The sequence below is a fragment of the Tuberibacillus sp. Marseille-P3662 genome, from assembly GCF_900178005.1.
GTDB lineage: Bacteria > Bacillota > Bacilli > Bacillales > Sporolactobacillaceae > Marseille-P3662.
Map to the genome: position 1 here is coordinate 206,551 of NZ_FXBS01000004.1, position 22,093 is coordinate 228,643.

The window sequence follows — 22,093 nt, forward strand, 5'->3', positions numbered from 1 at the left end:
CTCCAAAAAATGAGCGTTCAGCCAAAGTCTATTTATTTAACAGGTCCGCCGCTTGTTCCTTGGCTTGTCGGATACAATCAGGCAAACCAACGCCATCATAGGATGCACCAGCAAGATAAATGCCAGGATAATTCTTTTCTAGGTGTTCCCGAGCTGACGCCAGCCATTCCTTCTGCCCAACTGGATATTGCGGCATCGCTTCAGGCCAACGTGAGACAACATAAAAGTCCGGTTCCGCTTCAATGTCGACCGTGGTTCGCAAATCAGCTAATGCTGTTTGCACAATCGTCTCATCGGACTCATGAATGATCGCACTGTTTCCGGCTTTACCCACATAGCTTCTGACAAGTGCCTTTCCTTCAGGTGCTGCATGTTTCCACTTCAGATGGGTCCAAGTCGCGGCTGTGATCGCCATACTTTCACGCCTGGACACAACAAATCCTGTACCATCTTGTCCAAGATCAACGTCATCAGCATTAAAAGCCATCGCAACGGTAGCAACCGATGTGTTTGGATCGGCATTCGGGCGCTCTAAAAATTCAGGCTCGCCAAGCAGTTGTGCCGTCACATGATGGGGTGTCGCAAATATCACTTCATCCATATCATATTGATCCCCCGTTGATGTCCGCAGTTGATAACCCGCACTCTTCTTGCCAACTGACTTTACAGCCATATTTTTTACAATATTGATCCGTGATGCCAGCTCAGCTTCTAACGCTTCAATCAGTGAACGCAAACCATTGCGCAGCGTAGCGAATTGGCTGCCCGATTTGGGTTTACCTTGACCATAGAGACCTTTGATCAAACTGCCGTGCTCACGCTCAAGTTTCATAAAATCAGGCAAGGTCGTAGCTAAGCTCAGTTTATAAATATCACCCGCATAAATGCCGGACAACAACGGGCTAATGAGATCATCGACGAGCTCCTCCCCAAAACGGCGACTGAAAAAATCGCCAACTGAAATATCTCCATCGTAATGAAGGCTCGGGATCCACAAATCATTCAATACCCGGGCTTTACCATCAGCTGACATTAAAGAATTCCTCACAAATGGGATTAGCTGTGTCGGCACACCCATTCGTGACGGTTTTGGCAGCGGATGAAGCTGCTGATTTTTTAAGATAAACGCTTGCCCTGTCCGATTATCAATCAGATCATTCTCCATGTTTAAATCATGAACGAGTTCCAACATTTCCGGTTTCCGTTTTAGAAACGACTCCGGACCACGCTCAATAACAAAACCCTCTTTTTTGACAGTATCGACTTTACCCCCAAGACGGTCGGAGGCTTCGAATAGTGTAATATTAACGTTTTCTCCTTGGTCTTTAGCCCAGCGATCAAGGTAAAAGGCGGCGGTCATTCCGGTGATTCCGCCGCCAATAATGGCAATGTGTCGTGTCATATTACTCACCTGACTTGTCCAACCGTTTTAACACAACCGTTGCTAAAGCATCAATAAATGGCGCTTTCGCATTTGGCATTTCCGGACGGTAGTAATGGGCACCAAGTTCATCGGTAACGACCTTACACTCGTAGTCGTTGTCGTATAAAACTTCCAAATGATCTGCGACAAAACCGACCGGGCAATAAACAAATGTTCGATATCCATCATGTTCAAATAAATCCCGTGTTAGGTCTTGAACGTCTGGACCCAGCCACGGATCAGAGGTATTACCTTCACTTTGCCAGCCAATCGCATAATGACTCACATTGGCTTCGTCAGCAATTAATTTCGCTGTGGCCTCCAATTGCTGTGGATACGGATCGCCATTGTTAATAATTTTTTCCGGCAAGCTATGCGCCGAAAATACAACAACTGCCTGTTCACGGTGATCAGCAGGCATTTGATCAAACGTTTGTTTAATTTGTTTCGACCAATAATGGATAAATTTTGGCTCATCATACCAGCTTTCCACAGGATAAATGGTCGGTCCACCGATGTTCTCAGTAGCTTCCGTAGCCCTGCCATTATACGATTTAACACTGAATGTGGAATAATGAGGCGCTAAGACAATACTGACAGCTTCATCAATCCCATCTTCCTTCATTGCTTTAACCCCATCCTCAATAAAAGGATGAATGTGTTTGAGTCCTAAGTAATATTGAAATTCATAATCATCCTGAATCTCATTAAGATGTTGTTGTAAGTTCTCAGCTTGCGCTTTGGTGATTTCTGCCAAAGGTGAGACTCCGCCGATTGCCTCATACCGATCTTTAAGATCTTGAAGCGCTTCTTCTGAGGGACGACGTCCATGACGAATATCCGTGTAATAAGGCTCAATATCCTCTGGTTTATATGGTGTTCCGTAGGCCATGACGAGTAGGCCCATCTTTTTTTTAGCCATTACTCAGCACCCCCGTGATTCTTTCTTGTGTAATCATGAACAAATGTTGTTAAACGCTGTAATGTCGCAACATCCGCTTGCGGAAATATCCCGTGACCAAGGTTAAATATAAAACCTGGCTTGCTCCCGCCTTGATCTAAAATGGATTTGGTTTCGTCTTGAATCATGTCCCATGGCGCTAATAGCTTCGACGGATCCAAATTACCTTGAATGGTTTTGTTTGGTGCCAAGTTACGCGCTTGTTCAATGGATAGGCGCCAATCCACTGATAAAACATCAGCCGGTAAATCCGCCCATTGATTAACCAAGTGCCCTGCACCGCTGCCGAAATATATGGTCGGCACATTCATTTTTTTTACCTCAGTAAAGATCTTGTCCATCGTTGGGAAAATATATTTTTCATAATCGTCAGTACCCAATGCCCCAACCCATGAATCGAAAACTTGAATAGCACGCGCACCCGCTTCAACTTGGCTTTTTAAATAAGTAATTGTTAGATCAGCCAATGTATCCATAAGCTCAAACCATTCCGCAGGCTTAGCATACATAAAGCCCTTTGTTTTATGATAATTTTTGGATGGCCCACCCTCAATTAAATAGCTCGAGAGCGTGAAAGGGGCACCGGCGAATCCAATCAATGGGACGTGCAAACGATCGGTTAAAATTTGTACAGTTTCAGGAATTTCCGGTAAATCCCTTTGAACATGTAATTGGCCGAGCTTTTGAATATCGGCCATCGACTGGATCGGATCATCGATCACAGGACCAACACCTTCGACAATGTTGACATCGACACCAATAGGCTTGAGCGGCGTCATAATATCAGCGAAAAGAATCGCTGCGTCAACCCCTAGTTGATCCACTGGCAATTGCGTGACATTAGCACAGACTTCCGGATTTTTATTAATATCGAAAAAGGAATACTGCTCACGAATTTTGCGGTATTCGGGTTGATAACGTCCGGCTTGCCGCATATACCAAACAGGTATGTGGGGAACCGTTTCACCCCGGCAAGCTTTTAGAAAGGTATCATTAAACTGGGTCAAAAACAAACATCCTTCCTACTTCATACAATGCAAACCTCCATTATTGTAACTCAAATAATAATGAGTTGCATATAATAAGTGTTACAATCTATCGATATTTTGTCAAAGATTGCTCAAGCGACTAACAAGCACGACCACCCTACCTCATTGTACCCTTTACAAAAGTGGTTAATCGCTTCCAGTTTTTCATACATAAAATATCTATAAAAAATGGCCTTAAATGCTGCATATAAATTTGAACCCGTGGTCATCATAATGGATGTCGTAGCAATGGGATATAGCCAAGCGGTAAGGCAACGGACTTTGACTCCGTAATGCGCAGGTTCGAATCCTGCTATCCCAGTTTATTTATACTCACTCAATTTCACAGCTACTTCAATATAGCACATGCGTTCGCATAGGGCCACAAAAAAATAAAAGTCTTTTTGCATAAAAATGAACCCCAGAGATCATCCTAATAAATGTCATAACGATGGGATATAGCCAAGCGGTAAGGCAACGGACTTTGACTCCGTAATGCGCAGGTTCGAATCCTGCTATCCCAGTTTATTTATATTCACTCAATTTCACAGCTACTTCAATATAGCACATGCGTTCGCATAGGGCCACAAAAAAATAAAAATCTTTTTGCATAAAAATGAAACCCAGAGATCATCCTAATAAATGTCATAACGATGGGATATAGCCAAGCGGTAAGGCAACGGACTTTGACTCCGTAATGCGCAGGTTCGAATCCTGCTATCCCAGTATTTAAATTTGAATACCAACTTTTGAACAGCACACTGTTTTGCAGTGTGCGATTTTTATTCTACAATAAAAAATAAAATGGTACGAAAGCTATATAATAAAGGCTATGTTAAAGGTCATTGTTGTTTTTGTCATGTTTAACAGAGCCATAATAAAAGGCAAAAAAGCTTGGAGGATCATTATGAACCATTCAGTGGATCGAATTGAACAGACACGTCAGTATTTGCGGAAAATGACAATTTCAACGATTTTGAATCAATATGATAGTGAACTTCTCAATTTAAATCAAGAGCAGCGGCAAACGAAATATAAAAAAATGTTAACTAGTCCCTTTCAATTTTACCGCGGCAGCGCCTACTTGTATTACTATGATGCGACTCAACTGCCGTTTTCCTACCATACACCGGAAGACAAACCAACCTGGCTCCAAGGTGATCTTCACTTTGAAAACTTCGGTGCCTTCAAGGATAAGCAAGGCAACATTGTCTATGACACCAATGATTTTGATGAAGGTTATCTAGGATCCTACATTTATGATGTGTTCCGTATGGCTGTGAGTATCGCACTCTACTCAGAGGAAATGGACTATAGCGAGGATCAACAAAAATCTCTGATCAAACAATATTTAGATGCCTACTATTATCAATTGCTTGCATTCCATGATACGGATAAAAGTCCGAAGGCGTTTAGCTTTCACGAATCGAATACAGAAGGCCCGGTTCAAGATATTCTTCGTGATTTGAAGGACAAAGACCAAATGGAAGCCCTACACGGAATGACGACCCTTAACAACGGTATCCGCCAATTTAGAGAGGATACTGGACTCATACGGTTATCGGATGAAGAACGCAGCCAACTTGAGGCGTCATGGGGTGAATATCTTAATTCCTTGAATGTCGATTTCGATCAAATTGACAAACGATATTTCACAATTAAGGACGCCGTTAAGATATTTGGAGCCGGAACGGGATCCATCGGTCTCACGCGATATTTTATTTTAATTGAAGGCATCGATTCTGATCAAGATGATGATGTCATCCTAGAGGCGAAAGAAGCGCGCATCCCGGCACCTGCTCACTTCTTCACTTTCGATGATCTGATTAATATCGATGAACCGAACCATGGCCGCCGCGTGATCAAGACGCAACGCGCTATGCATTATCTAGAAGATCCTTATCTGGGGCACTTCAGCATTGGTGACCATGACTTTTACGTCAGAGAGAACACCCCTTATGATGAGGAAGTCAGTCGTGATGCATTAACGGATGAAATTAGTATGGGAAAAACAGTGAACACTATGGGCAAGGTAACAGCTAAGGTCCACGCCCGCGCTGATGAAGACGCTGGACACGATTTTCTTACGCATCAAAGTGAACAAGAAATTATCAATGTCATCGATGAGGATTTGGACGGGTTCAAACAGCAACTCACCAATTTTTCCATTTTTTATAAACATCAAGTTCACACCGATTTCAAACTTTTTCAGGCATGGTGTGCCAATGATTTCGGAATTGAGACAGATTAGTTGAAAAGTGCCTTCCGGGGCACTTTTTTTGATTGGCACAAGCATCTTCAATAGAACATGCCCCTCACATACAAAAAAAGACCGCCCTTTTGGACAGTCTTATCTTATGAGAGGTTATCACAATCATTTGTGTCATACGAGATCATGCTCATGTGCGTAAACAGCCGCTTGAGTGCGGTCCTGTACTTCTAACTTATGCAGCACGTTGCTCACGTGTGTCTTAACGGTCTTAATGCCAATAAAAAGTTCGTCAGCAATATCAGCATTCGTTCGCCCCTTACCAACAAGCTTAAGTACTTCCAGTTCGCGTTCGGTCAATTCATCGTGCTGATGTTGAGTATGACGCATGCGGTTAACCATTTTGCTAGCTACTTTATCATCAATAACAGCGTCTTGCATGGTCGCCTTATGTATCGCTTCAACTATATCCTCAGAAGACGTGGTCTTTAACAAATAGCTCGTCGCGCCGGCTTCCAAGGCTGGAAATACTTGTTCATCATCATAAAAACTCGTTAGAATGATGATTTTACAATCCGGATAACTTTGAAGGATCTCTTTTGTAGCGGTGATGCCATCGCCATTCTCCATTATTAAATCCATAAGAATGACGTCCGGGTACACCTCACCTGCCATAGCAACAGCACGGTTACCGCTGTCCGCTTCCCCAACAACAGTCATAGTCTCCTCAATATCAAGGTATGCTTTTAGACCCTTGCGTACCATGTCATGATCATCAACAATCATAACTTTAATAGCTTCACACATTTTCTGCTTCCCCCTTTTGGATTGGCAACCGGGCCTCAACGGCCGTTCCTTCTCCCTTTTGAGATGTGACTGTCATTTTGCCTCCCAATTCTTCACAACGCTCTTTCATCGTTCGCATACCGTATGAAGATAATTTATTTTCAGATATTTCGAATCCTTTCCCATTATCACGGACTTGTAAAAACACGGTACGGTCTTTTTTATACAATTGTAATTTAACCTGATTCGCCTCGGAGTGTCTGAGAGCATTGGATAATGCTTCTTGTAAAATGCGGAATAAGTGATTTTCCATCGCAGCTGACAAGCCCTGTACATCGTCTATATCATCGTTAAATTGAATGTTGGTCTTTTCCGATAATTCGTTCATGAGCTTACAAACACCCTCATATAAAGAATCATTAGAAAGATGAACCGGACGGAGGTGCAAGAGCAACGCACGCATTTCGCCCATCGCCTTAAGCGATAACTCCCGGATATCCGTAATTTGTTGTTTCGCTAACTCTATATCTTTGTCCACAGCTTTGTTGGCCGCCGATGCCATCATACTTAATGCAAAGAGTTGTTGACTCACAGCGTCGTGAAGGTCACGAGCCAATCGTTGCCGCTCCTCTATGGCCGCAGCACTCTTAGCCCTTGTGGCCAAACTTTCCTTCTCATCCGCAAGCTTCTGGAGTGATGTCACCTGTTGTTCGATATCATCAGCTAATTGATTCAATGATCCTTCCAATTGCGCGACTTCATCTTGCTTATCAACAGTGGCCCGGTGCGACAACTTCCCCCTCGTTAACGTTCGGATAAAAATCGTCACTTGTTCCAAACGCCGTTCAAATGATAAATAATCCTTAAATAGCAAAAAACCGCTCAAACCAAAAGTAAAGATCGTCATCAGCACAGTAATAAGCGTGTCCCGCCAGATTGCACCCATATCAGGTGCTACCAACCTGACCAATTGAAATAATGTAAATAGGGCCAGCCCCGAAATCAAGGAGGAATAGGCAATCGTCATCATCCATTTCTTCTTAAAACTTGTTTGTTTAGCCATGCCATCCCCTCCTATACACGATCGATATTTAAGTCAATGATTTTGTAATCAAACTGAAAGTGAATTTTCCGGTCTGCCGCTTCATAATCAGGCGTCTGGTAGTGAACACCTTTTAACCATCCCTCAAAATCTTCTCCATTGATGCTAATGCTGCCGATACGTCCATGAGCCTCAACCGCGAATGCCAGATCATCGGGAACGACAATATCGAAATCGCCAATCCAGCCTCTTAGGTGAATCTCAGTCAATTGTTCAGGTATAAAGGCTTGCGAAAAATCTAACTCATAACTGCCGACAAAATACCATTCATCGAGGGGTTTGACATGCCAATTCGGTTTCTTCTTCTCCATACTTTGAACAATTCTCATGACCGTCGTCGTTTCGTCTTGATCATCTTCTTTTTCATATTGACGGTCCACACCGTCCGCATTTAGTTCATTTGAATTCTTGAGTTCCTTAAGACTTTTAAGCTCCTGAAGTTCCTTCATATTTTGAGCATGATCCTGATGTTTTTCCGCCCTACGTTTCGCATCCTGTTTCCAACTCTCCGGATCATCTTTCCAGCTCTTCAGATCCTCCCACAAGTCTGAATCATCAAATGAAAAGTCGTCTCCATCTTCACCTTCATCGTCGTCATAATCACGATTCAATTCATAACTGCTCTTTTTCTTCTTGTCTTTATTTTTTTTACCGCTAAACAATATCTCGAAGCCAATATAAACAATCAGTAACGGCCATAATCGCCAAAACTGAAACCACTTGAATTCAAGGTAACCACTGTGGGCAGCCATCAACATAGCACCATATCCGATAAACAAAATCCCCCAAGGCTGGGGACGTTTTTTGTTGAAAAGAGGTCCTATAATCGGCCATAAACCGAAAAGGATAATCAAAACCGGATAATACTCAACAATTTCCGTCATTATTTCCCCGGAAATGATCCCAACGTTGACAAAAAGCAACAAGCCCCCTACGACAATAAATATGAGTGCAAATAACAACTTACCAAATCCCGCCATTGTTATCCTCCCTTCATTCACGACCTAGTACCGCTTCTCCTCTAACTTTAACCCTTCACAAGCAGTTTGGGAATAACCTTGCGACTGTGTTTATCTCCGTCTATGGACGGACTTATGACAATCACACACCTATGGGCGAGCGCATAATTTACTGATATAAGTTCCACTGAAATCCCACTGCTGAAGATGGGAAAGGAGGTCACGCATTGGGTATTGAGTTGACATTCATCCACTGGATATATCTTATTTTCATCTTTTTAATCATCGGGTTTATGGTTTTTAAGAGAGACACAACCTTAGTTTGTCTCGTCGGAATTTTTTTGCTTGGTTTGATTTCAACGGCATCGGTTGTCACGGCCATTACCGGTATTTTTAACAGTCTCGTTTATGCCATTACACAGTTATTAAGCACCATTCTCGTCATATCTGTGATTGTCGCATTGAGTCAAGTGATGACGAAAACCGGTATTAATGACGTCATGATCCGGCCGTTTACTAAATTCATCAAAAATCCGACATTGGCATTCTGGATCATTGGTTTAATCATGATGGTCGTTTCATGGTTTTTCTGGCCATCCCCCGCTGTTGCTTTATTAGGCGTGATCTTATTACCTGTAGCCCTGCGTGTAGGTCTTCCAGCGCTAGGTGCAGCGATGGCGATGAACTTGTTTGGCCATGGTATCGCCTTATCTGGTGACTACATTATACAAGGAGCACCGAAGCTCACAGCTGATGCAGCCGGTATTCCTGTCGGCGATGTATTAAGCGCCAGTGTCCCTTTAGTAATCGTGATGGGTGTGGTCACAACAAGTATCGCCTTTTTCCTTTTAAAAAGAGACATGAAAAAAGGAAAATTAACCGTTTCTAATCAGGACATAAAAGAAATTGAGAAACAGCAAGCCACGGAAACAACCGGTTTAACGACAACAGGAAAACAGATGTTCGCGATATTGATTCCTGTGCTTCTTATCATCGATGTTATCGGGATGTCCTTATTCCAGCTCCAAGGCGGTGATGCCACAGCACTTGTCGGCGGTACCGTTGTAGTGATATTAGCAACCATCTCGCTTAGTGCTTATAAAAATGATGGCCTTGAGAAAATCACATCCTATCTTATTGAGGGCTTTCAATTTGGTTTCAAAGTGTTCGGTCCCGTTATTCCAATTGCCGCCTTTTTCTATATGGGTGATTCAGGATTTAAGGCGGTCTTTGGTAATACACTTCCAAGCGGCTCTCAAGGGATTGTTAATGACTTAGGGACGGCTTTAGCTCATATTGTTCCATTAAGTGGAAATGTAGCGGCCGGTACACTTACAGTTGTCGGTGCGATCACAGGTATTGATGGTTCCGGTTTTTCAGGTATTTCACTGGCCGGTTCAATCGCCCATCTATTCGCCTCCGCGATTGGCTCAGGCATTGCCACCTTAACGGCTCTTGGTCAAGTAGCGGCGATTTGGGTCGGCGGCGGCACATTAGTTCCATGGGCGTTGATTCCAGCGGCAGCTATCTGTAATGTCGACGCCTTTGCTTTGGCCAGACGAAACCTTGTCCCTGTCGTCATTGGTCTGATTGTTACGACGATCACAGCTATGTTTCTCCTATAATGATCCTGTGACTAAAACTTTTGTCCCAGCCTATAGATAATCATGTTTAAAGAAATGCTTGCCAGGGTAATTTATGAATAGCTAGTCATTAAAGGAGTTGAGTCACGATGGATCAAAACATGAAACAATTGATTAAAGGACTTAATGAAGACTTGGCCAATGAATATAGTTCTGTGATTATGTACACACATTTTGCCGCAACCGTTTCCGGAATTGACTACAAAGTATTGAAACCTTTCTTTGAATCGGAAATCCCTGACGAACAAGGGCACGCCTTGTATCTCGCTGATAAAATTGCGACGCTCGGCGGTGAGCCGACAACCGAACCGGCTCCCATTGAAAAAGCCCAAGATGTTGAATCAATGCTGAAAGTTGTCCATCAAGCCGAATCAGATACGATTAAGCGTTATGAAAAGCGGCGTGAACAAGCGGAATCACTTGGTCTTACTGAACTTGTCGTTAAGCTCGAAGACATGATTGCTGATGAGACGAAACATAAAGAGGAAACCGAGCGGATCCTCAAAAATCCAAGTCATGAAAGTTTTACGGCGCCCCGCAGCTAAGGGGACGCCGTTTTTTTATGCCCGTTTTCGTGATAGACGTGTGGCAAGCAGTGCATAACCAATCGAAAACACAAGCCCTAACACACCGCTGTAAAGCACTAAATGGATGGAAATATCGGTGAACATCAGCACCAGCGTCTGCACCAGTGTTTGCACAATTAAGAGTCCCATATAAACCAAGCGGAAACTGTAGTGCTTCTGGTCCTCTCCAATGGGATACAACCCAGCCAACGCATGCGGAAATGGATGCTGGCGCAACGGCTGATTCTGTAATGCTGACAAATATAAGAACAGCAAGTGAACCACTAAAACACCCATATTTTTTGGCATAAAAAATAGAATAATACTGCCGATTAAAGTTAATCGAATGAACATCCAGAAGTAATCATTTGTGCGCGCAAAAGTTTTTACATACAAACGCGTATACACATGTTTCTGTGTAAAGGGAACCAGCCTGACCAACCCGTTCAACCATGGTCGCGGCTTAACTCTCGTCCGGATCGATGGGACGTCCGTAATCATATTGGCGAATTTTAAAAATCGGGCATACTGTTTTTCCTCTTCTGCCAGGAGTTGATCCCAGTTCAATAAATGACGCGTACCTAAACTCCGATAAAATACTAAAGTCACAACCACCGCTATAAGGACAAGGATAACGGGAAAAATGATCGGTGATTGCTTAATCCAAAAATATAAGAATACCATCGATACAACGACCCGCATGGATCGATAGCGCCACAAGTCATTCATATGATGCAGATAAGTTTCCCGCCACGAGCAGAACACGTTCCATCCTTTCACGATCAATGAACCGACAAGAACTAGCAAGAGCGACAACCCACGATCATCAACGGTTTGAAAATAAAGCGGGGCGAATATCACAATGACGAATACAATGACGACACTTTGCATCCAGAAGCTGTATAGCCTTGCCTTAGAAAAATACACACTGAGGCGATGCTCCATTGGCAGTAAGTAAACCAAATCCGCCCTCTGTATAAACGTTCTGATCGGCGTCCGAACAGCAACAAACGCTAGGACAACCGTCAGTATGACCGGGGTTGGAAACGATGAATCAAGCGTCGCGATCCATTGTTGGTAATAATACCCTCCAAGAAGGATCAAAATGTATAACCCAAACATGAAGCCGCTGTTTCCCAGAAGCTTCAAATAACGCAGCGCCATTTGCCAATAATCGGAACGCCTTCGCTGCCAAATCGCGATTACTGATCCCATGGCGTTTCCCCTCTCGCAATCGAGATGTACATATCATGAAGCGAGGCTTTGGGTTGCTTGAGCGTGGATCGCAACGTCTCCATATCACCTTGGGCGGCGATCTGTCCGTTATGTAAAATAATAAACCGATCGCAATACTGTTCAGCCGTCGATAAGATATGTGTCGACATCAAAATGCCTGACCCCTCTTTTCTCATCGCCATCATAAAATCAAGAAACGACTGAATGCCGACCGGATCCAAACCAACAAACGGTTCATCGACGATATACAAGTCCGGGCGCACGAGAAAGGCGCACATGATCATCACCTTTTGCTTCATGCCTTTAGAAAACCGCCCCGGATACCAGTCAAGACGCCCTTCCATGCTAAACATCCGTGTTAAATCACCCATGCGCTTCTCATAAACGTCTTTATCAATCTTATAGGCCATCGCGGACAACTCTAAGTGCTCCCGCAATGTTAATTGATCATATAAATCCGGACTCTCTGGTACGAAACCAATATGTGACCGGTATGTTTCGATATCATCATGTATCGTGTGACCATTGACAGCAATAGACCCCTGATGGGCTTCCATCAAGCCGAGAATATGTTTGATAGTGGTACTTTTACCAGCCCCATTCAATCCAACCAAACCGACCATTTCCCCTGGCTGAATATCAAAAGACAGCTGATGAATCACCGGTTGATGATAAGAATATCCCCCGGTCAATGATTGTACGGACAAAAGATCTGACATATATTCTAAAACCTCTTCCCGTGTTTTCTTTCTATTTTATCAAAATCTTTAGGATAGCACTATGTTTTCGGTTGGAGTGTAGCAAGAGTTTTTGTCGAATCAATACGCACAAAAGAAGACTTGACTATTGACGATTCAACTCCGTCTTTTTATGATTAAAGCTAAGAAATGGAGGTCCTTTGCATGAAACGTTTCGTCCTATTTTTGCTTCCCGCACTTTTAATGACTTTTACTGGATGTAGTGACCCCTCATCATCCGCAAGTTCAGCAGAAAATCAGAATATTGACCCACAATCTACTGCAGATGAGCAACCTTCTCAAACGAATAAGGATGATGTCAAAAGGGATTCAACATCTGTAGAAAACCCTACTCATCATCCCTCAACAAACACAGATAATCATACTGATGATCAAAATGCAAAAACTGATTCAGGTTCTAAAACCACCGATACTAGCAACATACATCTTTCCAGTGAAACGGCAGCTATAGAATACTTAAGACGTCAATTAGAAATGGATAACAATGATGATATAGCGTTTAATAATATAGGTGGCGCTCTGAAGACAGATAAAACAGGGTCATACTATACAATCAAACTCATTTCTAAATCTATCCGGGAAAATGGAGGATCAGGAACGGTAGGTATATATAAGGTCTATCAAGATGGGACTTATACTACGTCCAAAAATTAATTTGCGTTATGATCTGTGTTTGTAACGAACCTTCTAATTGACATTATTGTGCTAAGGGAGCAAAGTCTTGCGCATAAAAATCGTCTCTACATAAGGAGCTTCCGGATGAACATCATCTGGATCCGGGAATGACGGTTCATCATATCAGAACTCGTTTGAACACAACCAGCAGTTGGTGTAAACTATTCAAAAAAGATTGAAAAGGATGAGTTAGCATGGTCCATGATCCAAACTGTATTTTTTGTAAAATCATAAACGGCGACATTCCTAGCGCAAAGGTATTTGAGAACGAGGATGTGTATGCTTTCTTGGACTTGAGTCAAGTAACTAAGGGACATACGCTCGTCATCCCCAAAAATCATGAAGCTAATATCTATGAATTGCAGCCGGAAACCGCTTCTAAGTTATTTTCGGTCGTTCCCACGATTGCTCAAGCGGTCGAACAGGCTTTCCAACCGATCGGCATGAATTTGCTTAACAACAATGGTGAACATGCCGGGCAGAGCGTGTTTCATTACCATATCCATATCATTCCGAGATACGGCAAAGGGGACGGTTTCGGAGCTGTATGGCATTCCCATGAGGGTGAATATAGTAATGAAGAGTTACAAAATGTCGCTGCCACAATCACACAAAATTTGTAAGTGCGTTGCTTTATCATCAGCATTTTGCTAAACTACATATAGATTAGTTTATATTAAGAGCTGAGGAGAGATGAGTCATGAAGAGTATTGAGAAGCTTGTCCTAACAGCCATATTATTGGCTGCAGGCACTGTATTGAACGCGTTTGTTCCGGGATATCTGTTCGGCATGAAACCGGATATGATCTTGATTGCGATGTTTTTATCATTGTTTCTGTTTGCCGAACGGAAGCACATCTTGATCATAGGGTTAGCGGCTGGGTTATTATCAGCACTAACATCAACCATGCCAGGCGGATTTATTCCGAACATTATTGATAAAGTCCTAACATCAACCATTTGTTTTACGGTGTTTATAGGTATCAAACGGTTAATACCAAATGACATCGCCGCGTTAGCCATGACGGCTGTCGGAACATTATTGAGCGGTTTCTTGTTCTTGTTTTTCGTCAGCATTTTGGCTAGTTTGCCGAAAAGTTTTGTTGCAATGTTTATCGGTGTAGTGATTCCTGCTGCCGTAATCAACACCATTCTGTTCGGTATTACTTATAAAATTTTGCAGCCCATTATGCTTCGCAGGAAACCATCATTAACACCGTCAAGCACAGTTAAACGCGGCCTTTAAAGGCCGCGTTTTATTACCATACATAGGTTAATCCGATCAACGTCATAATAAAGAGGATTACGCAAGCGGTACCTACGAGCATCTGCGCATATTGCCTGCGGATCTTAGTACTTTTGAATTGATACCGTTTTTGAAGAACCCCCCATCGGAAGGCTGCAATTCCGACGGCGATCACAAGTATGAGAAATGATAGGAGCTTCATAACCTTTTCCTCCTATATTATTTATATGCCAAAGGCTTTGTTAAATGCCTTTCCACTGAAAAAATGAGCGCTCTTGCCAAAACAAACCTTTTAGAAGGAGGTGACCTTTCACATGAGCAAATTCAAATCGTATCTATACGGCTTTACAGCGGGCGGTTTAGCAGCGGGGATAACCGTGCTTCTGAATACGCCAAAACCGGGTAAAGAAGTTCGTGATAACCTGCAAAATAAAGCGGAATCCGTACGTGATACAGTGAATGACTTCCGTAACACGACCGATTCCGTGAAAGCCTACGTTGATGATTTCAAGAACAATCAACTAACCACCATTCAAGCGACAGCTAAAGATATCAAAGGCATTGTCGAGACGTGGCAACGCGATATTCAGCCGAATATCGAACACATTAGACAAGATTTAAAAGACATGCAATCGGAAAGCCGAAACCTCAATCAGGAAAACCATGAACCGGAGAATGACGCTGACTAATCGTCATATCTCCGGTTTTTTTATTTTTTCAGGGCTACGCACCTCCATTGGGACAAGCTCGTTCCAAGATTCGTGCTTTACGGGACAGAATCTTTTCAATGCGGGACACTTTTATTGCAGTACAGGACAATCTCGGGACAGCGCACACTCAACGGGACAAGCTCGTTCCAAGATTCGTGCTTTACGGGACAGAATCTTTTCAATGCGGGACACTTTTATTGCAGTACGGGACAATCTCGGGACAGCGCACACTCAACGGGACAAGCACGTTCCAAGATTCGTGCTTTGCGGGACAGAATCTTTTCAATGCGGGACACTTTTATTGCAGTACGGGACACCCTCGGGTCAACGCACACTTAACGGGACAAGCTCGTTCCAAGATTCATGCTTTACGGGACAGAATCTTTTCAATGCGGGTCACTTTTATTGAAGTACGGGACAACCTCGGGTCAGCGCACACTTAACGGGACAAGCTCGTTCCAAGATTCATGCTTTGCGGGACAGAATCTTTTCAATGCGGGACACTTTTATTGCAGTACGGGACAACCTCGGGTCAGCGCACACTCAACGGGACAAGCTCGTTCCAAGATTCGTGCTTTACGGGACAGAATCTTTTCAATGCGGGACACTTTTATGACAGTACGGGACAACCTCGGGACAGCCTCCCTCCTCTTTCAGCCCAAAATCCATTTTTCCACAAAAATTCAACTAAAAAATGTCTCATAAGGTCTTGATTTTCTTCTAAAATCACAGTAAAGTAATTGAGGATAAAATGATAATGATAATGGAAGTGGGTGAGTCTATGAACTGCTGGAAAACATTTAACATCTTTAAACAATTAGGAACCACGCGTTTAATGGTAGTGTCACTTGGCGGTGCGATGTCATTCTATATCTTGTTTTATTTATTAATGACGGTGAATGGCTATAACGGTCCGTTCCGCTTTAACATGTTACTGTTCTTGGGTTCCATCATTTTAGTGCTTCCTTTGCATAAACTGCTGCATTGTCTGCCTGCATGGCTATCGGGCCATGAAGCTCGCGTCTATTTTGAGAAAGGTCAATGGATGCCGCGAATGCAATGTGTGATTCCTGGAGCTATGCCGAAAAAACGGTATATGAGCGTCACCTTGGCGCCATTCGTCATCCTTTCACTATTTAGTCTAGGCATGACTTTCACCTTTCCTGAGGAAGTTCACTATCTTTCAGCCATAGGCTCATTAAACTTTGGTATGAGCGTCGCTGACATTCTTTACTTCGCTCATATTGTTCGTGCCCCAGCGCAATCCTGGGTTGAAGAAGGACCAGGTCACTGCCGAATTCTCATCAAAAACCACGAAATTGCTTAATAATAACAGCGAGTGCCCCAATTAAGGGGCACTCGCTTCTTTATTTGCCTAAAATAATTATTCATGGAACACATTAAATTGAATTTGATTATTGGCTAAGTCTATCGCTTCCGCCTGCAAATAAAAACGATCTTTGATTTTCAATTGGGTTAAATTGATATAAATTTGCTCCTTATCATCATCAATATGGACCCACTCTGGTAAATCAGTGCCTTTGTTAATAAATTTCAGCACCTCAGAAGGCGGTAACTTAAGCACACCCAATTTTACAGACTTCTCTTTTAATAAAACATTGCCATCCTTGACCGTCGGCGCAAATGTCATCTCAAATGGAATATTAGCGCTGAGAACATTCAACTTCCCGGTAATTTTGGCATCATCATTAATATGAATTTGGTATGTCAAATTAGACTGTTTATTAGAAGCGCTAACTTCCTGATTAATGAGTTGTTCCAGCTCCTGCTTGTTCGCATCAATCGTAAAAATCGGTTCGCCATGTTCAACGGGTTCTGGCTCTTTAAAATCACTTCCCGGCGTTTGTAACGCTATAAATAAGACAACCACAACCAAAATTTCCGCCATAATCACGCCTGAGACAACAAAAAACCAGACCTTCCATTTATTTTTCACATCTCTCACCCTTTTTTAACTATGAATTTTTGCCATCATTTGATAATCTTATATTAGAGTTTTTTAAAGTGCCAAACGGAGGGTCCCTATGATTGTTGTTTATACGTTTATCGCATTTGGAGTATTTGCGATCTTCACATTTAATAGTCTAACAAATTCTTTGTGTATACAGAAAAGTATTCCTGAAGAAAAACACGATTCAATTTTTACGACCATTAATGTTCTCATCACTATTTTATTAACGAATTCCTATATTGTCATTTTTTCCGCTGTTTCATAACAAAAAGGACAATAGATGAAATATGGGAATTTTCCCATGTTACTTATTTTCTTGGATTTAGTCGGGAAATATATGCTATAGTTAAAAATGTCATGTAACAAAGTCATGCAATTTGCGAAAGAGGAGTGAAACACATGAAGAAATTAACCCTGATCTTAACAATAATGTTGGGACTAGCTGGTTTGGCAGCATGTTCAGATTCCGATAGTAACGGTCAGACACTTGCTAAATCAGACGCCGGTAATGTGACGCAACAAGAAGTTTGGGATCAAATGAAGCAGACCCCGCAAGCCAAACAAATGATGACCCAAATGAGTCAGCAAGTTGCATTAAAGAAAATGCTTAAGAAGGAATACGATGTCAAGGATGAAAAAGTCCAAGACAAGCTTGATGAAATGAAAAAACAACTCCCGACAGGCATGAATTTGGAAGATGCCTTGAAACAACAAGGGATGAAATTAGAGGATTATAAAGACACAATCCGCACACAGCTTTTGCTTGAAAAAGCTCAAACCAAAGACGTTAAAGTCACAGACAAGAAGCTCAAAGATTACTTTAAGAACAACAAAAAGCAGCTTGAATCCATTAAAGTGAGACATATCATTGTCAATAAAGAATCCAAAGCTAAAGACCTTCGTAAGCAATTGAAGAACGGCAAGGACTTTGCGAAATTGGCTCAAAACAATTCCATTGGTCCATCGAAAAGCGAAGGCGGCGACTTGGGTTGGATAACACGTCAATCCCAATATCAAAAAGAATTTCTTAATGCTGCTTTTAAATTGGATGTCGATGAAATCAGCCAACCCGTCAAATCACAGTCCGGCTGGCATATCATCCAAGTGACAGACAAAAAGGATACTTTTAAAGCCTTAAAAGATGATATCACGGATCAATATAAACAAAGCAAAGGCAAGTCAGCCCAAAAAGTTATCCAAGAATTATTCAAGAAATATAACATTGAAGCTCAAAATGATACATTCAAGAGTGCTTTTGAAATTTCTGATCAACAGTCACAGCAACAATCAGGCTCCGGTTCCGGATCAAGCAGCAGTGACTCAAGCGATAGCAGTAAGTAAAAAACATTGTCATCAAAAAAAGACAGACGCGAATGTTACATCGCGTCTGTCTTTTTCATTTGCCGTCGCTTTTCTCTTTCCTTCTCAATCCGCTTCATGTACACTTTGCCCTGTTCTTCGATCCACTGCTCATCAACCTCTTGCTCATCTTTGGAAATCGAAAAATATTGATAAGCACTAAAAATGATGCCGGCAATCACGAAGTAGCCCCACCAAGGTAGCGCTGCTAATTGTGCGCCTAGTCTACCTAAATTACCGAACTGTTGTAAAAGATAAACAACTAATAAGCCACCAAGAATGATGAGCGAACGTTTACCTTGTTTCAAAGAAAAAACCCCCTCATTAACATGTGTTACAAACATGTATATGAAAGAGGGGGACAAGATAGAACCGTCATAAGTATCAATAATAGATTGTCTTAGTTTTCCACAAGTGTTGTATTCGTTAAATAGGCTGGCTTATAGAATGAACGATTCTCCATAGGGAATAATTTTTCGGTAAAATCACCGGGGTTTGCCTTATCAAGTGCACGATTTAGCATTGTAATTTTGGCATCAAAATTATCGATCATATGCAGCACTTCCGCCTCACGAATCAATGGCGGTTTTGGACTGCCCCACTCTGTCTTACCGTGGTGCGACAGAATCAAATGCTGAAGAACTGTCACTTCATCGCCTTCAATGCCCAATTCTTGTGCTGTTTGTACCACTTCATTAGCCATAATACTAATATGTCCGAGTAACTTGCCTTCCACTGTATAGCTGGGCGCTGTCACTCCGGATAGTTCGGTGACTTTACCCATATCATGGAGAATAATACCGGCATACAGCAAGTCTGTATCTAGATCTGGATACAATTCTGTGATAGATTTGGCTAGTTTCAGCATCGATACGACATGATAGGCCAAACCGGATACGAACTCATGATGATTTTTCACAGCGGCTGGATATTCAAAAAACGGCTGCTGGTGCTTTTTAACAAGCGCTCGCGTTATCCGTTGAATATTCGGATTCTCAATCGCAAACACAAATTGATTGATATAATCAACCATTTCTGTGATCTCCATCGGCGCTGACGGCACCAAATCCGACTTTTCAATAGGATCTTGATCGGTTGCCAAGCGAATCCGCTTGATCCGCAATTGGAGTTTGCCCCGGAACGTCGTAATGTCCCCTTCAATCTTCACGATCGTATCCGCCGTATAGTCTTGTTCATCTTGTTCGCTACTGTCCCAAAGCTTAGCCTCAATATCACCCGTAATATCTTGCAGGATCAGGGTCATAAAAGGCTTGCCGTTACTCGCAACCGATTTCGTTGCCGATTTAATTAATAGATATTGAGTAATAGCGTCGCCTTCCTTACATTGTCCAATACCACTCATGCATCTAACCTCCCCTTTACAACGCATAGGATGACTAGTCTCTATTCTATCATGCCCTCACATGTCTTTCGAAGGTATTTTGACCGTAAAATGAACACCATCTTGATCGTTATGAACTGTAATCGTACCATTGTGTCGTTCTACAATTCGTTTGACGATCGCCATCCCTAGACCGAATTGCCCTTTACTTCCCTTATAGAACGGTTCAAACAGTTGATTCAATTGGTCTTCCGGAATCGGATCCCCATCATTACTAATGATCATCCACGTTTCATCACCATGTTGTTCAGCGGACAATCGAACGGTGGTTTTAGCATAACGAACGGCATTTTCAACAAGATTCTCTATCGCCACAAGCCATTGTTCTTCATCAACATAGAGTGGCACCGACGGATTGCGTGTGACAATATCTAGATCCGCTCTCTGCTGTGAAAACCGTTGCTGAATGGTGTCCGCAAGCTCGCCGAACTCAATCAGGGTCATTTCCGGCTGTTCATCACGTAATGAATCAACTTTAGCAAAATAGATTAACTTTTGCACCCGCTGCTCCATCCGCGCTGACTCATCCATAATAATCTCCATGGAATCTTCGGCTGTCCCCTTGGGATAAACCCCATCTTTTACAGACTGAGCATAACTCTGGATCACCATAATGGGCGTTTTTAATTCATGCGATGCCCGCTGTAAGAACTGTTTCTGTGACTCATCATACTGGATCAAATTGCGCCGCATGTTCTCGAATTGATGGGACAATCGCTCGAACTCATCCCCGCTGTGCCATTTAAACGGCTTTTGCCAATTGAGCGCCGCAATATTTTCGAAGTGACGCCCTAATGTGATGAGCGGATTTTTCAAATAACGCGTTAACCAGCCAGCGAGCGCCAAACTAATTAAAGCCGCGATACCAAAAATAATGAGCAAACGATACCACAATTTTTTCATCATTTGATTGCGATACGTGTCCCACATATAAGAAATCAGATAGAGTTGATTCGGTGATTCCTGGATTTTACGAACGACATAAAAAATCGTCGCCCCTTGATATTCCATTTCATACTCACCCATCTCTGATTCCTGATCACGCAGACTGTCGGCCACTTCATCTAAAAATTGCTGCGGCACCGGATCACCTTCGAGGCGGCCCTGACCGTTAACGACGACGAGATGCCCGACAGAACGGGCCGCTCGCTGCCGCTCAACAAACCCTGTGCCTGTATCAGGAACATCAAAGTCAGATAAGTCATTGCCAATATAGCTCTGTTGCTGCTGTTTGATCATCTCATAGGAGTCCTCTTTCAACGTCTTTTGCAGCGAGAATGGATAAACGATCGTAATAATCAGTCCAATGGAAACGATCAGTACGATAAAAGAGAACCAGATGCGTTGCGTCAGCGTTAACCGAACCATTAGGAAACTACCCTGTAGCCTTCACCATAAACCGTATCAAGGTTCAAGCGGGGCATCTTTTTGCGAATGCGGCGCACGACATCATCAACAGCGCGCGTGGAACCGACGTAATCATCGCCCCAGACTTGCCTGAGAATATTATCCCGTGATTTAGCTACATTCAGATTTTCAATTAAATATAAGAGTAAATCAAATTCTTTAATCGTTAATTCGATGGATTCATCAGACCGGTTGCTGACACGTCGGCGGCTAATATCAATCGTATAGTCGGTGACCTGAAACACCTGCGGTTTAATGTCTTGACTGTACACCCGGTGCAACAATTTCTTGGCACGAATAATCAATTCTTTAGGGAGAAATGGCTTTGTTAAATAGTCGTCGCTTCCCATTTCAAGTCCGACAATTTTATCCAAGTCCTCGTCCCGTGCCGATGTGAAAATCACCGGGATCTCCCGATTGTTTTGTTTAATTTTTTTAATTAAATCATAGCCCGACATACCCGGCAACATAATGTCAAGTACCCACAAGTGTATGCCGGTGTTCAGATGCTCTAGAGCTTGTTCGGCTGTTTCTGAAACAGTCACCTCCCATCCTTCCTTTTCCATATACGCTTGTAAAACTGAGGCAAGATGGGCTTCGTCTTCTACTAAATGGATATGATAGCTGGGTTCTTCCATGCCGCAACCTCCT

At 42.7% G+C, this 22,093-nt stretch carries 24 protein-coding genes and 3 tRNA genes; 13 read left to right on the top strand and 14 right to left on the bottom strand.

Annotated elements, in window-relative coordinates:
* Positions 1-28: 28 nt before the first annotated feature.
* The 3 genes from hemY to hemE are packed head-to-tail and all read right to left on the bottom strand — an operon-like array spanning position 29 to position 3,391.
* On the bottom strand, positions 29-1,402 hold the full coding sequence (gene hemY, locus B9Y89_RS04615; RefSeq protein ID WP_085521972.1) for a protoporphyrinogen oxidase: 1,374 nt from the start codon (positions 1,400-1,402) through the stop codon (positions 29-31).
* A 1-nt stretch (position 1,403) separates the two neighbouring features.
* Positions 1,404-2,345, bottom strand: a complete 942-nt coding sequence (gene hemH / locus B9Y89_RS04620; RefSeq protein ID WP_085521973.1) for a ferrochelatase — start codon at positions 2,343-2,345, stop codon at positions 1,404-1,406.
* A complete protein-coding gene (hemE, locus tag B9Y89_RS04625) occupies positions 2,345-3,391 on the bottom strand; it encodes a uroporphyrinogen decarboxylase (protein ID WP_085521975.1) in 1,047 nt (348 codons plus the stop codon). Before hemE ends, hemH begins: the two co-directional genes overlap by 1 nt.
* Positions 3,392-3,662: 271 nt before the next feature.
* Between hemE and B9Y89_RS04630 the strand changes: the two genes are divergently transcribed.
* From B9Y89_RS04630 to B9Y89_RS04645, 4 genes are all read left to right on the top strand, one after another.
* Positions 3,663-3,734 (top strand) — tRNA-Gln (locus tag B9Y89_RS04630).
* A 130-nt stretch (positions 3,735-3,864) separates the two neighbouring features.
* Positions 3,865-3,936: transfer RNA gene (locus tag B9Y89_RS04635), tRNA-Gln, on the top strand.
* Between the two features lie 130 nt (positions 3,937-4,066).
* A tRNA-Gln gene (locus tag B9Y89_RS04640) sits at positions 4,067-4,138 on the top strand.
* A 181-nt stretch (positions 4,139-4,319) separates the two neighbouring features.
* Positions 4,320-5,663: a DUF2252 domain-containing protein gene (locus B9Y89_RS04645; protein ID WP_085521976.1), complete on the top strand. Its 1,344-nt coding sequence runs from the start codon at positions 4,320-4,322 to the stop codon at positions 5,661-5,663.
* A gap of 132 nt (positions 5,664-5,795) precedes the next feature.
* On the opposite strand, the gene B9Y89_RS04650 is transcribed toward B9Y89_RS04645, so the two are convergent.
* Genes B9Y89_RS04650 through liaF form a run of 3 tightly spaced genes read right to left on the bottom strand, consistent with a single transcriptional unit; the run spans position 5,796 to position 8,489 of the window.
* Positions 5,796-6,428 carry a response regulator gene (locus B9Y89_RS04650; RefSeq protein ID WP_085521978.1) on the bottom strand — a complete coding sequence of 211 codons (633 nt, stop codon included), beginning with the start codon at positions 6,426-6,428 and terminating at the stop codon, positions 5,796-5,798.
* Entirely contained in the window at positions 6,421-7,470 is a 1,050-nt protein-coding gene (locus tag B9Y89_RS04655; protein ID WP_085521980.1) for a sensor histidine kinase, read from the bottom strand. Before B9Y89_RS04655 ends, B9Y89_RS04650 begins: the two co-directional genes overlap by 8 nt.
* An 11-nt stretch (positions 7,471-7,481) precedes the next feature.
* Positions 7,482-8,489: a cell wall-active antibiotics response protein LiaF gene (liaF, locus tag B9Y89_RS04660; RefSeq protein WP_085521982.1), complete on the bottom strand. Its 1,008-nt coding sequence runs from the start codon at positions 8,487-8,489 to the stop codon at positions 7,482-7,484.
* Between the two features lie 206 nt (positions 8,490-8,695).
* Between liaF and B9Y89_RS04665 the strand changes: the two genes are divergently transcribed.
* Together B9Y89_RS04665 and B9Y89_RS04670 are read left to right on the top strand one after the other, a co-directional pair.
* Positions 8,696-10,093: a hypothetical protein gene (locus B9Y89_RS04665; RefSeq protein ID WP_085521983.1), complete on the top strand. Its 1,398-nt coding sequence runs from the start codon at positions 8,696-8,698 to the stop codon at positions 10,091-10,093.
* A 107-nt stretch (positions 10,094-10,200) separates the two neighbouring features.
* Positions 10,201-10,656 carry a ferritin-like domain-containing protein gene (locus tag B9Y89_RS04670; RefSeq protein ID WP_085521985.1) on the top strand — a complete coding sequence of 152 codons (456 nt, stop codon included), beginning with the start codon at positions 10,201-10,203 and terminating at the stop codon, positions 10,654-10,656.
* Between the two features lie 15 nt (positions 10,657-10,671).
* Here the strand turns inward: B9Y89_RS04670 and B9Y89_RS04675 are convergent, their stop codons facing one another.
* Both B9Y89_RS04675 and B9Y89_RS04680 read right to left on the bottom strand, forming a co-directional pair.
* Positions 10,672-11,892 (bottom strand): ABC transporter permease, encoded by a 1,221-nt coding sequence (locus B9Y89_RS04675; protein ID WP_085521987.1) that lies wholly within the window; start codon positions 11,890-11,892, stop codon positions 10,672-10,674.
* The gene (locus B9Y89_RS04680) at positions 11,880-12,632 is read right to left on the bottom strand and encodes an ABC transporter ATP-binding protein (protein WP_085521989.1); all 753 of its coding nucleotides are present in this window, start codon (positions 12,630-12,632) and stop codon (positions 11,880-11,882) included. The genes B9Y89_RS04675 and B9Y89_RS04680 overlap by 13 nt, the downstream gene beginning before the upstream one ends.
* Before the next feature lie 183 nt (positions 12,633-12,815).
* Here B9Y89_RS04680 and B9Y89_RS04685 point away from each other — a divergent pair, with 183 nt between their 5' ends.
* The 3 genes from B9Y89_RS04685 (at position 12,816) to B9Y89_RS04695 (ending at position 14,592) form a co-directional block, all read left to right on the top strand.
* The gene (locus B9Y89_RS04685) at positions 12,816-13,325 is read left to right on the top strand and encodes a hypothetical protein (RefSeq protein ID WP_085521991.1); all 510 of its coding nucleotides are present in this window, start codon (positions 12,816-12,818) and stop codon (positions 13,323-13,325) included.
* Positions 13,326-13,540: 215 nt separating this feature from the next.
* A complete protein-coding gene (locus B9Y89_RS04690; protein WP_085521993.1) occupies positions 13,541-13,969 on the top strand; it encodes an HIT family protein in 429 nt (142 codons plus the stop codon).
* A 77-nt stretch (positions 13,970-14,046) separates the two neighbouring features.
* Entirely contained in the window at positions 14,047-14,592 is a 546-nt protein-coding gene (locus B9Y89_RS04695; RefSeq protein WP_085521995.1) for a tryptophan transporter, read from the top strand.
* A 13-nt stretch (positions 14,593-14,605) separates the two neighbouring features.
* On the opposite strand, the gene B9Y89_RS04700 is transcribed toward B9Y89_RS04695, so the two are convergent.
* Entirely contained in the window at positions 14,606-14,794 is a 189-nt protein-coding gene (locus B9Y89_RS04700) for a hypothetical protein (RefSeq protein ID WP_085521997.1), read from the bottom strand.
* A gap of 112 nt (positions 14,795-14,906) precedes the next feature.
* Here B9Y89_RS04700 and B9Y89_RS04705 point away from each other — a divergent pair, with 112 nt between their 5' ends.
* Complete coding sequence (locus B9Y89_RS04705; protein ID WP_085521999.1) at positions 14,907-15,281, top strand: YtxH domain-containing protein; 375 nt, start codon at positions 14,907-14,909, stop codon at positions 15,279-15,281.
* Positions 15,282-16,083: 802 nt separating this feature from the next.
* A complete protein-coding gene (locus B9Y89_RS04710) occupies positions 16,084-16,629 on the top strand; it encodes a DUF3267 domain-containing protein (RefSeq protein ID WP_176222100.1) in 546 nt (181 codons plus the stop codon).
* Positions 16,630-16,686: 57 nt separating this feature from the next.
* On the opposite strand, the gene B9Y89_RS04715 is transcribed toward B9Y89_RS04710, so the two are convergent.
* The gene (locus tag B9Y89_RS04715; RefSeq protein ID WP_085522002.1) at positions 16,687-17,259 is read right to left on the bottom strand and encodes a YpmS family protein; all 573 of its coding nucleotides are present in this window, start codon (positions 17,257-17,259) and stop codon (positions 16,687-16,689) included.
* A gap of 88 nt (positions 17,260-17,347) precedes the next feature.
* Here B9Y89_RS04715 and B9Y89_RS04720 point away from each other — a divergent pair, with 88 nt between their 5' ends.
* Together B9Y89_RS04720 and B9Y89_RS04725 are read left to right on the top strand one after the other, a co-directional pair.
* Positions 17,348-17,539, top strand: coding sequence for a hypothetical protein (locus tag B9Y89_RS04720; protein ID WP_085522003.1), 192 nt, complete (start codon positions 17,348-17,350; stop codon positions 17,537-17,539).
* 134 nt (positions 17,540-17,673) lie between these two features.
* Positions 17,674-18,615 (top strand): peptidylprolyl isomerase, encoded by a 942-nt coding sequence (locus B9Y89_RS04725; RefSeq protein ID WP_085522005.1) that lies wholly within the window; start codon positions 17,674-17,676, stop codon positions 18,613-18,615.
* Between the two features lie 35 nt (positions 18,616-18,650).
* On the opposite strand, the gene B9Y89_RS04730 is transcribed toward B9Y89_RS04725, so the two are convergent.
* The 4 genes from B9Y89_RS04730 to B9Y89_RS04745 all read right to left on the bottom strand — a co-directional run bounded on the left by B9Y89_RS04730 (position 18,651) and on the right by B9Y89_RS04745 (position 22,080).
* Positions 18,651-18,941, bottom strand: coding sequence for a sporulation YhaL family protein (locus B9Y89_RS04730; RefSeq protein ID WP_254901184.1), 291 nt, complete (start codon positions 18,939-18,941; stop codon positions 18,651-18,653).
* Positions 18,942-19,033: 92 nt separating this feature from the next.
* Complete coding sequence (gene yhaM, locus B9Y89_RS04735; protein ID WP_085522008.1) at positions 19,034-19,996, bottom strand: 3'-5' exoribonuclease YhaM; 963 nt, start codon at positions 19,994-19,996, stop codon at positions 19,034-19,036.
* 57 nt (positions 19,997-20,053) lie between these two features.
* On the bottom strand, positions 20,054-21,403 hold the full coding sequence (locus B9Y89_RS04740) for a sensor histidine kinase (protein ID WP_085522010.1): 1,350 nt from the start codon (positions 21,401-21,403) through the stop codon (positions 20,054-20,056).
* Positions 21,403-22,080, bottom strand: a complete 678-nt coding sequence (locus B9Y89_RS04745; protein ID WP_085522012.1) for a response regulator transcription factor — start codon at positions 22,078-22,080, stop codon at positions 21,403-21,405. The genes B9Y89_RS04740 and B9Y89_RS04745 overlap by 1 nt, the downstream gene beginning before the upstream one ends.
* Positions 22,081-22,093 lie beyond the last annotated feature (13 nt).

Coding starts and splice junctions, on each gene's coding strand:
- B9Y89_RS04655 (WP_085521980.1), bottom strand. CDS start 7,470: ATGGCTAAACAAACAAGTTTTAAGAAGAAATGGATGATGACGATTGCC.
- B9Y89_RS04745 (WP_085522012.1), bottom strand. CDS start 22,080: ATGGAAGAACCCAGCTATCATATCCATTTAGTAGAAGACGAAGCCCAT.
- B9Y89_RS04720 (WP_085522003.1), top strand. CDS start 17,348: ATGATTGTTGTTTATACGTTTATCGCATTTGGAGTATTTGCGATCTTC.
- B9Y89_RS04725 (WP_085522005.1), top strand. CDS start 17,674: ATGAAGAAATTAACCCTGATCTTAACAATAATGTTGGGACTAGCTGGT.
- B9Y89_RS04710 (WP_176222100.1), top strand. CDS start 16,084: ATGAACTGCTGGAAAACATTTAACATCTTTAAACAATTAGGAACCACG.
- B9Y89_RS04740 (WP_085522010.1), bottom strand. CDS start 21,403: ATGGTTCGGTTAACGCTGACGCAACGCATCTGGTTCTCTTTTATCGTA.
- B9Y89_RS04685 (WP_085521991.1), top strand. CDS start 12,816: ATGAAACGTTTCGTCCTATTTTTGCTTCCCGCACTTTTAATGACTTTT.
- B9Y89_RS04675 (WP_085521987.1), bottom strand. CDS start 11,892: ATGGGATCAGTAATCGCGATTTGGCAGCGAAGGCGTTCCGATTATTGG.
- hemH (WP_085521973.1), bottom strand. CDS start 2,345: ATGGCTAAAAAAAAGATGGGCCTACTCGTCATGGCCTACGGAACACCA.
- liaF (WP_085521982.1), bottom strand. CDS start 8,489: ATGGCGGGATTTGGTAAGTTGTTATTTGCACTCATATTTATTGTCGTA.
- B9Y89_RS04670 (WP_085521985.1), top strand. CDS start 10,201: ATGGATCAAAACATGAAACAATTGATTAAAGGACTTAATGAAGACTTG.
- B9Y89_RS04700 (WP_085521997.1), bottom strand. CDS start 14,794: ATGAAGCTCCTATCATTTCTCATACTTGTGATCGCCGTCGGAATTGCA.
- B9Y89_RS04680 (WP_085521989.1), bottom strand. CDS start 12,632: ATGTCAGATCTTTTGTCCGTACAATCATTGACCGGGGGATATTCTTAT.
- B9Y89_RS04650 (WP_085521978.1), bottom strand. CDS start 6,428: ATGTGTGAAGCTATTAAAGTTATGATTGTTGATGATCATGACATGGTA.
- B9Y89_RS04690 (WP_085521993.1), top strand. CDS start 13,541: ATGGTCCATGATCCAAACTGTATTTTTTGTAAAATCATAAACGGCGAC.
- hemY (WP_085521972.1), bottom strand. CDS start 1,402: ATGACACGACACATTGCCATTATTGGCGGCGGAATCACCGGAATGACC.
- yhaM (WP_085522008.1), bottom strand. CDS start 19,996: ATGAGTGGTATTGGACAATGTAAGGAAGGCGACGCTATTACTCAATAT.
- B9Y89_RS04705 (WP_085521999.1), top strand. CDS start 14,907: ATGAGCAAATTCAAATCGTATCTATACGGCTTTACAGCGGGCGGTTTA.
- B9Y89_RS04695 (WP_085521995.1), top strand. CDS start 14,047: ATGAAGAGTATTGAGAAGCTTGTCCTAACAGCCATATTATTGGCTGCA.
- B9Y89_RS04645 (WP_085521976.1), top strand. CDS start 4,320: ATGAACCATTCAGTGGATCGAATTGAACAGACACGTCAGTATTTGCGG.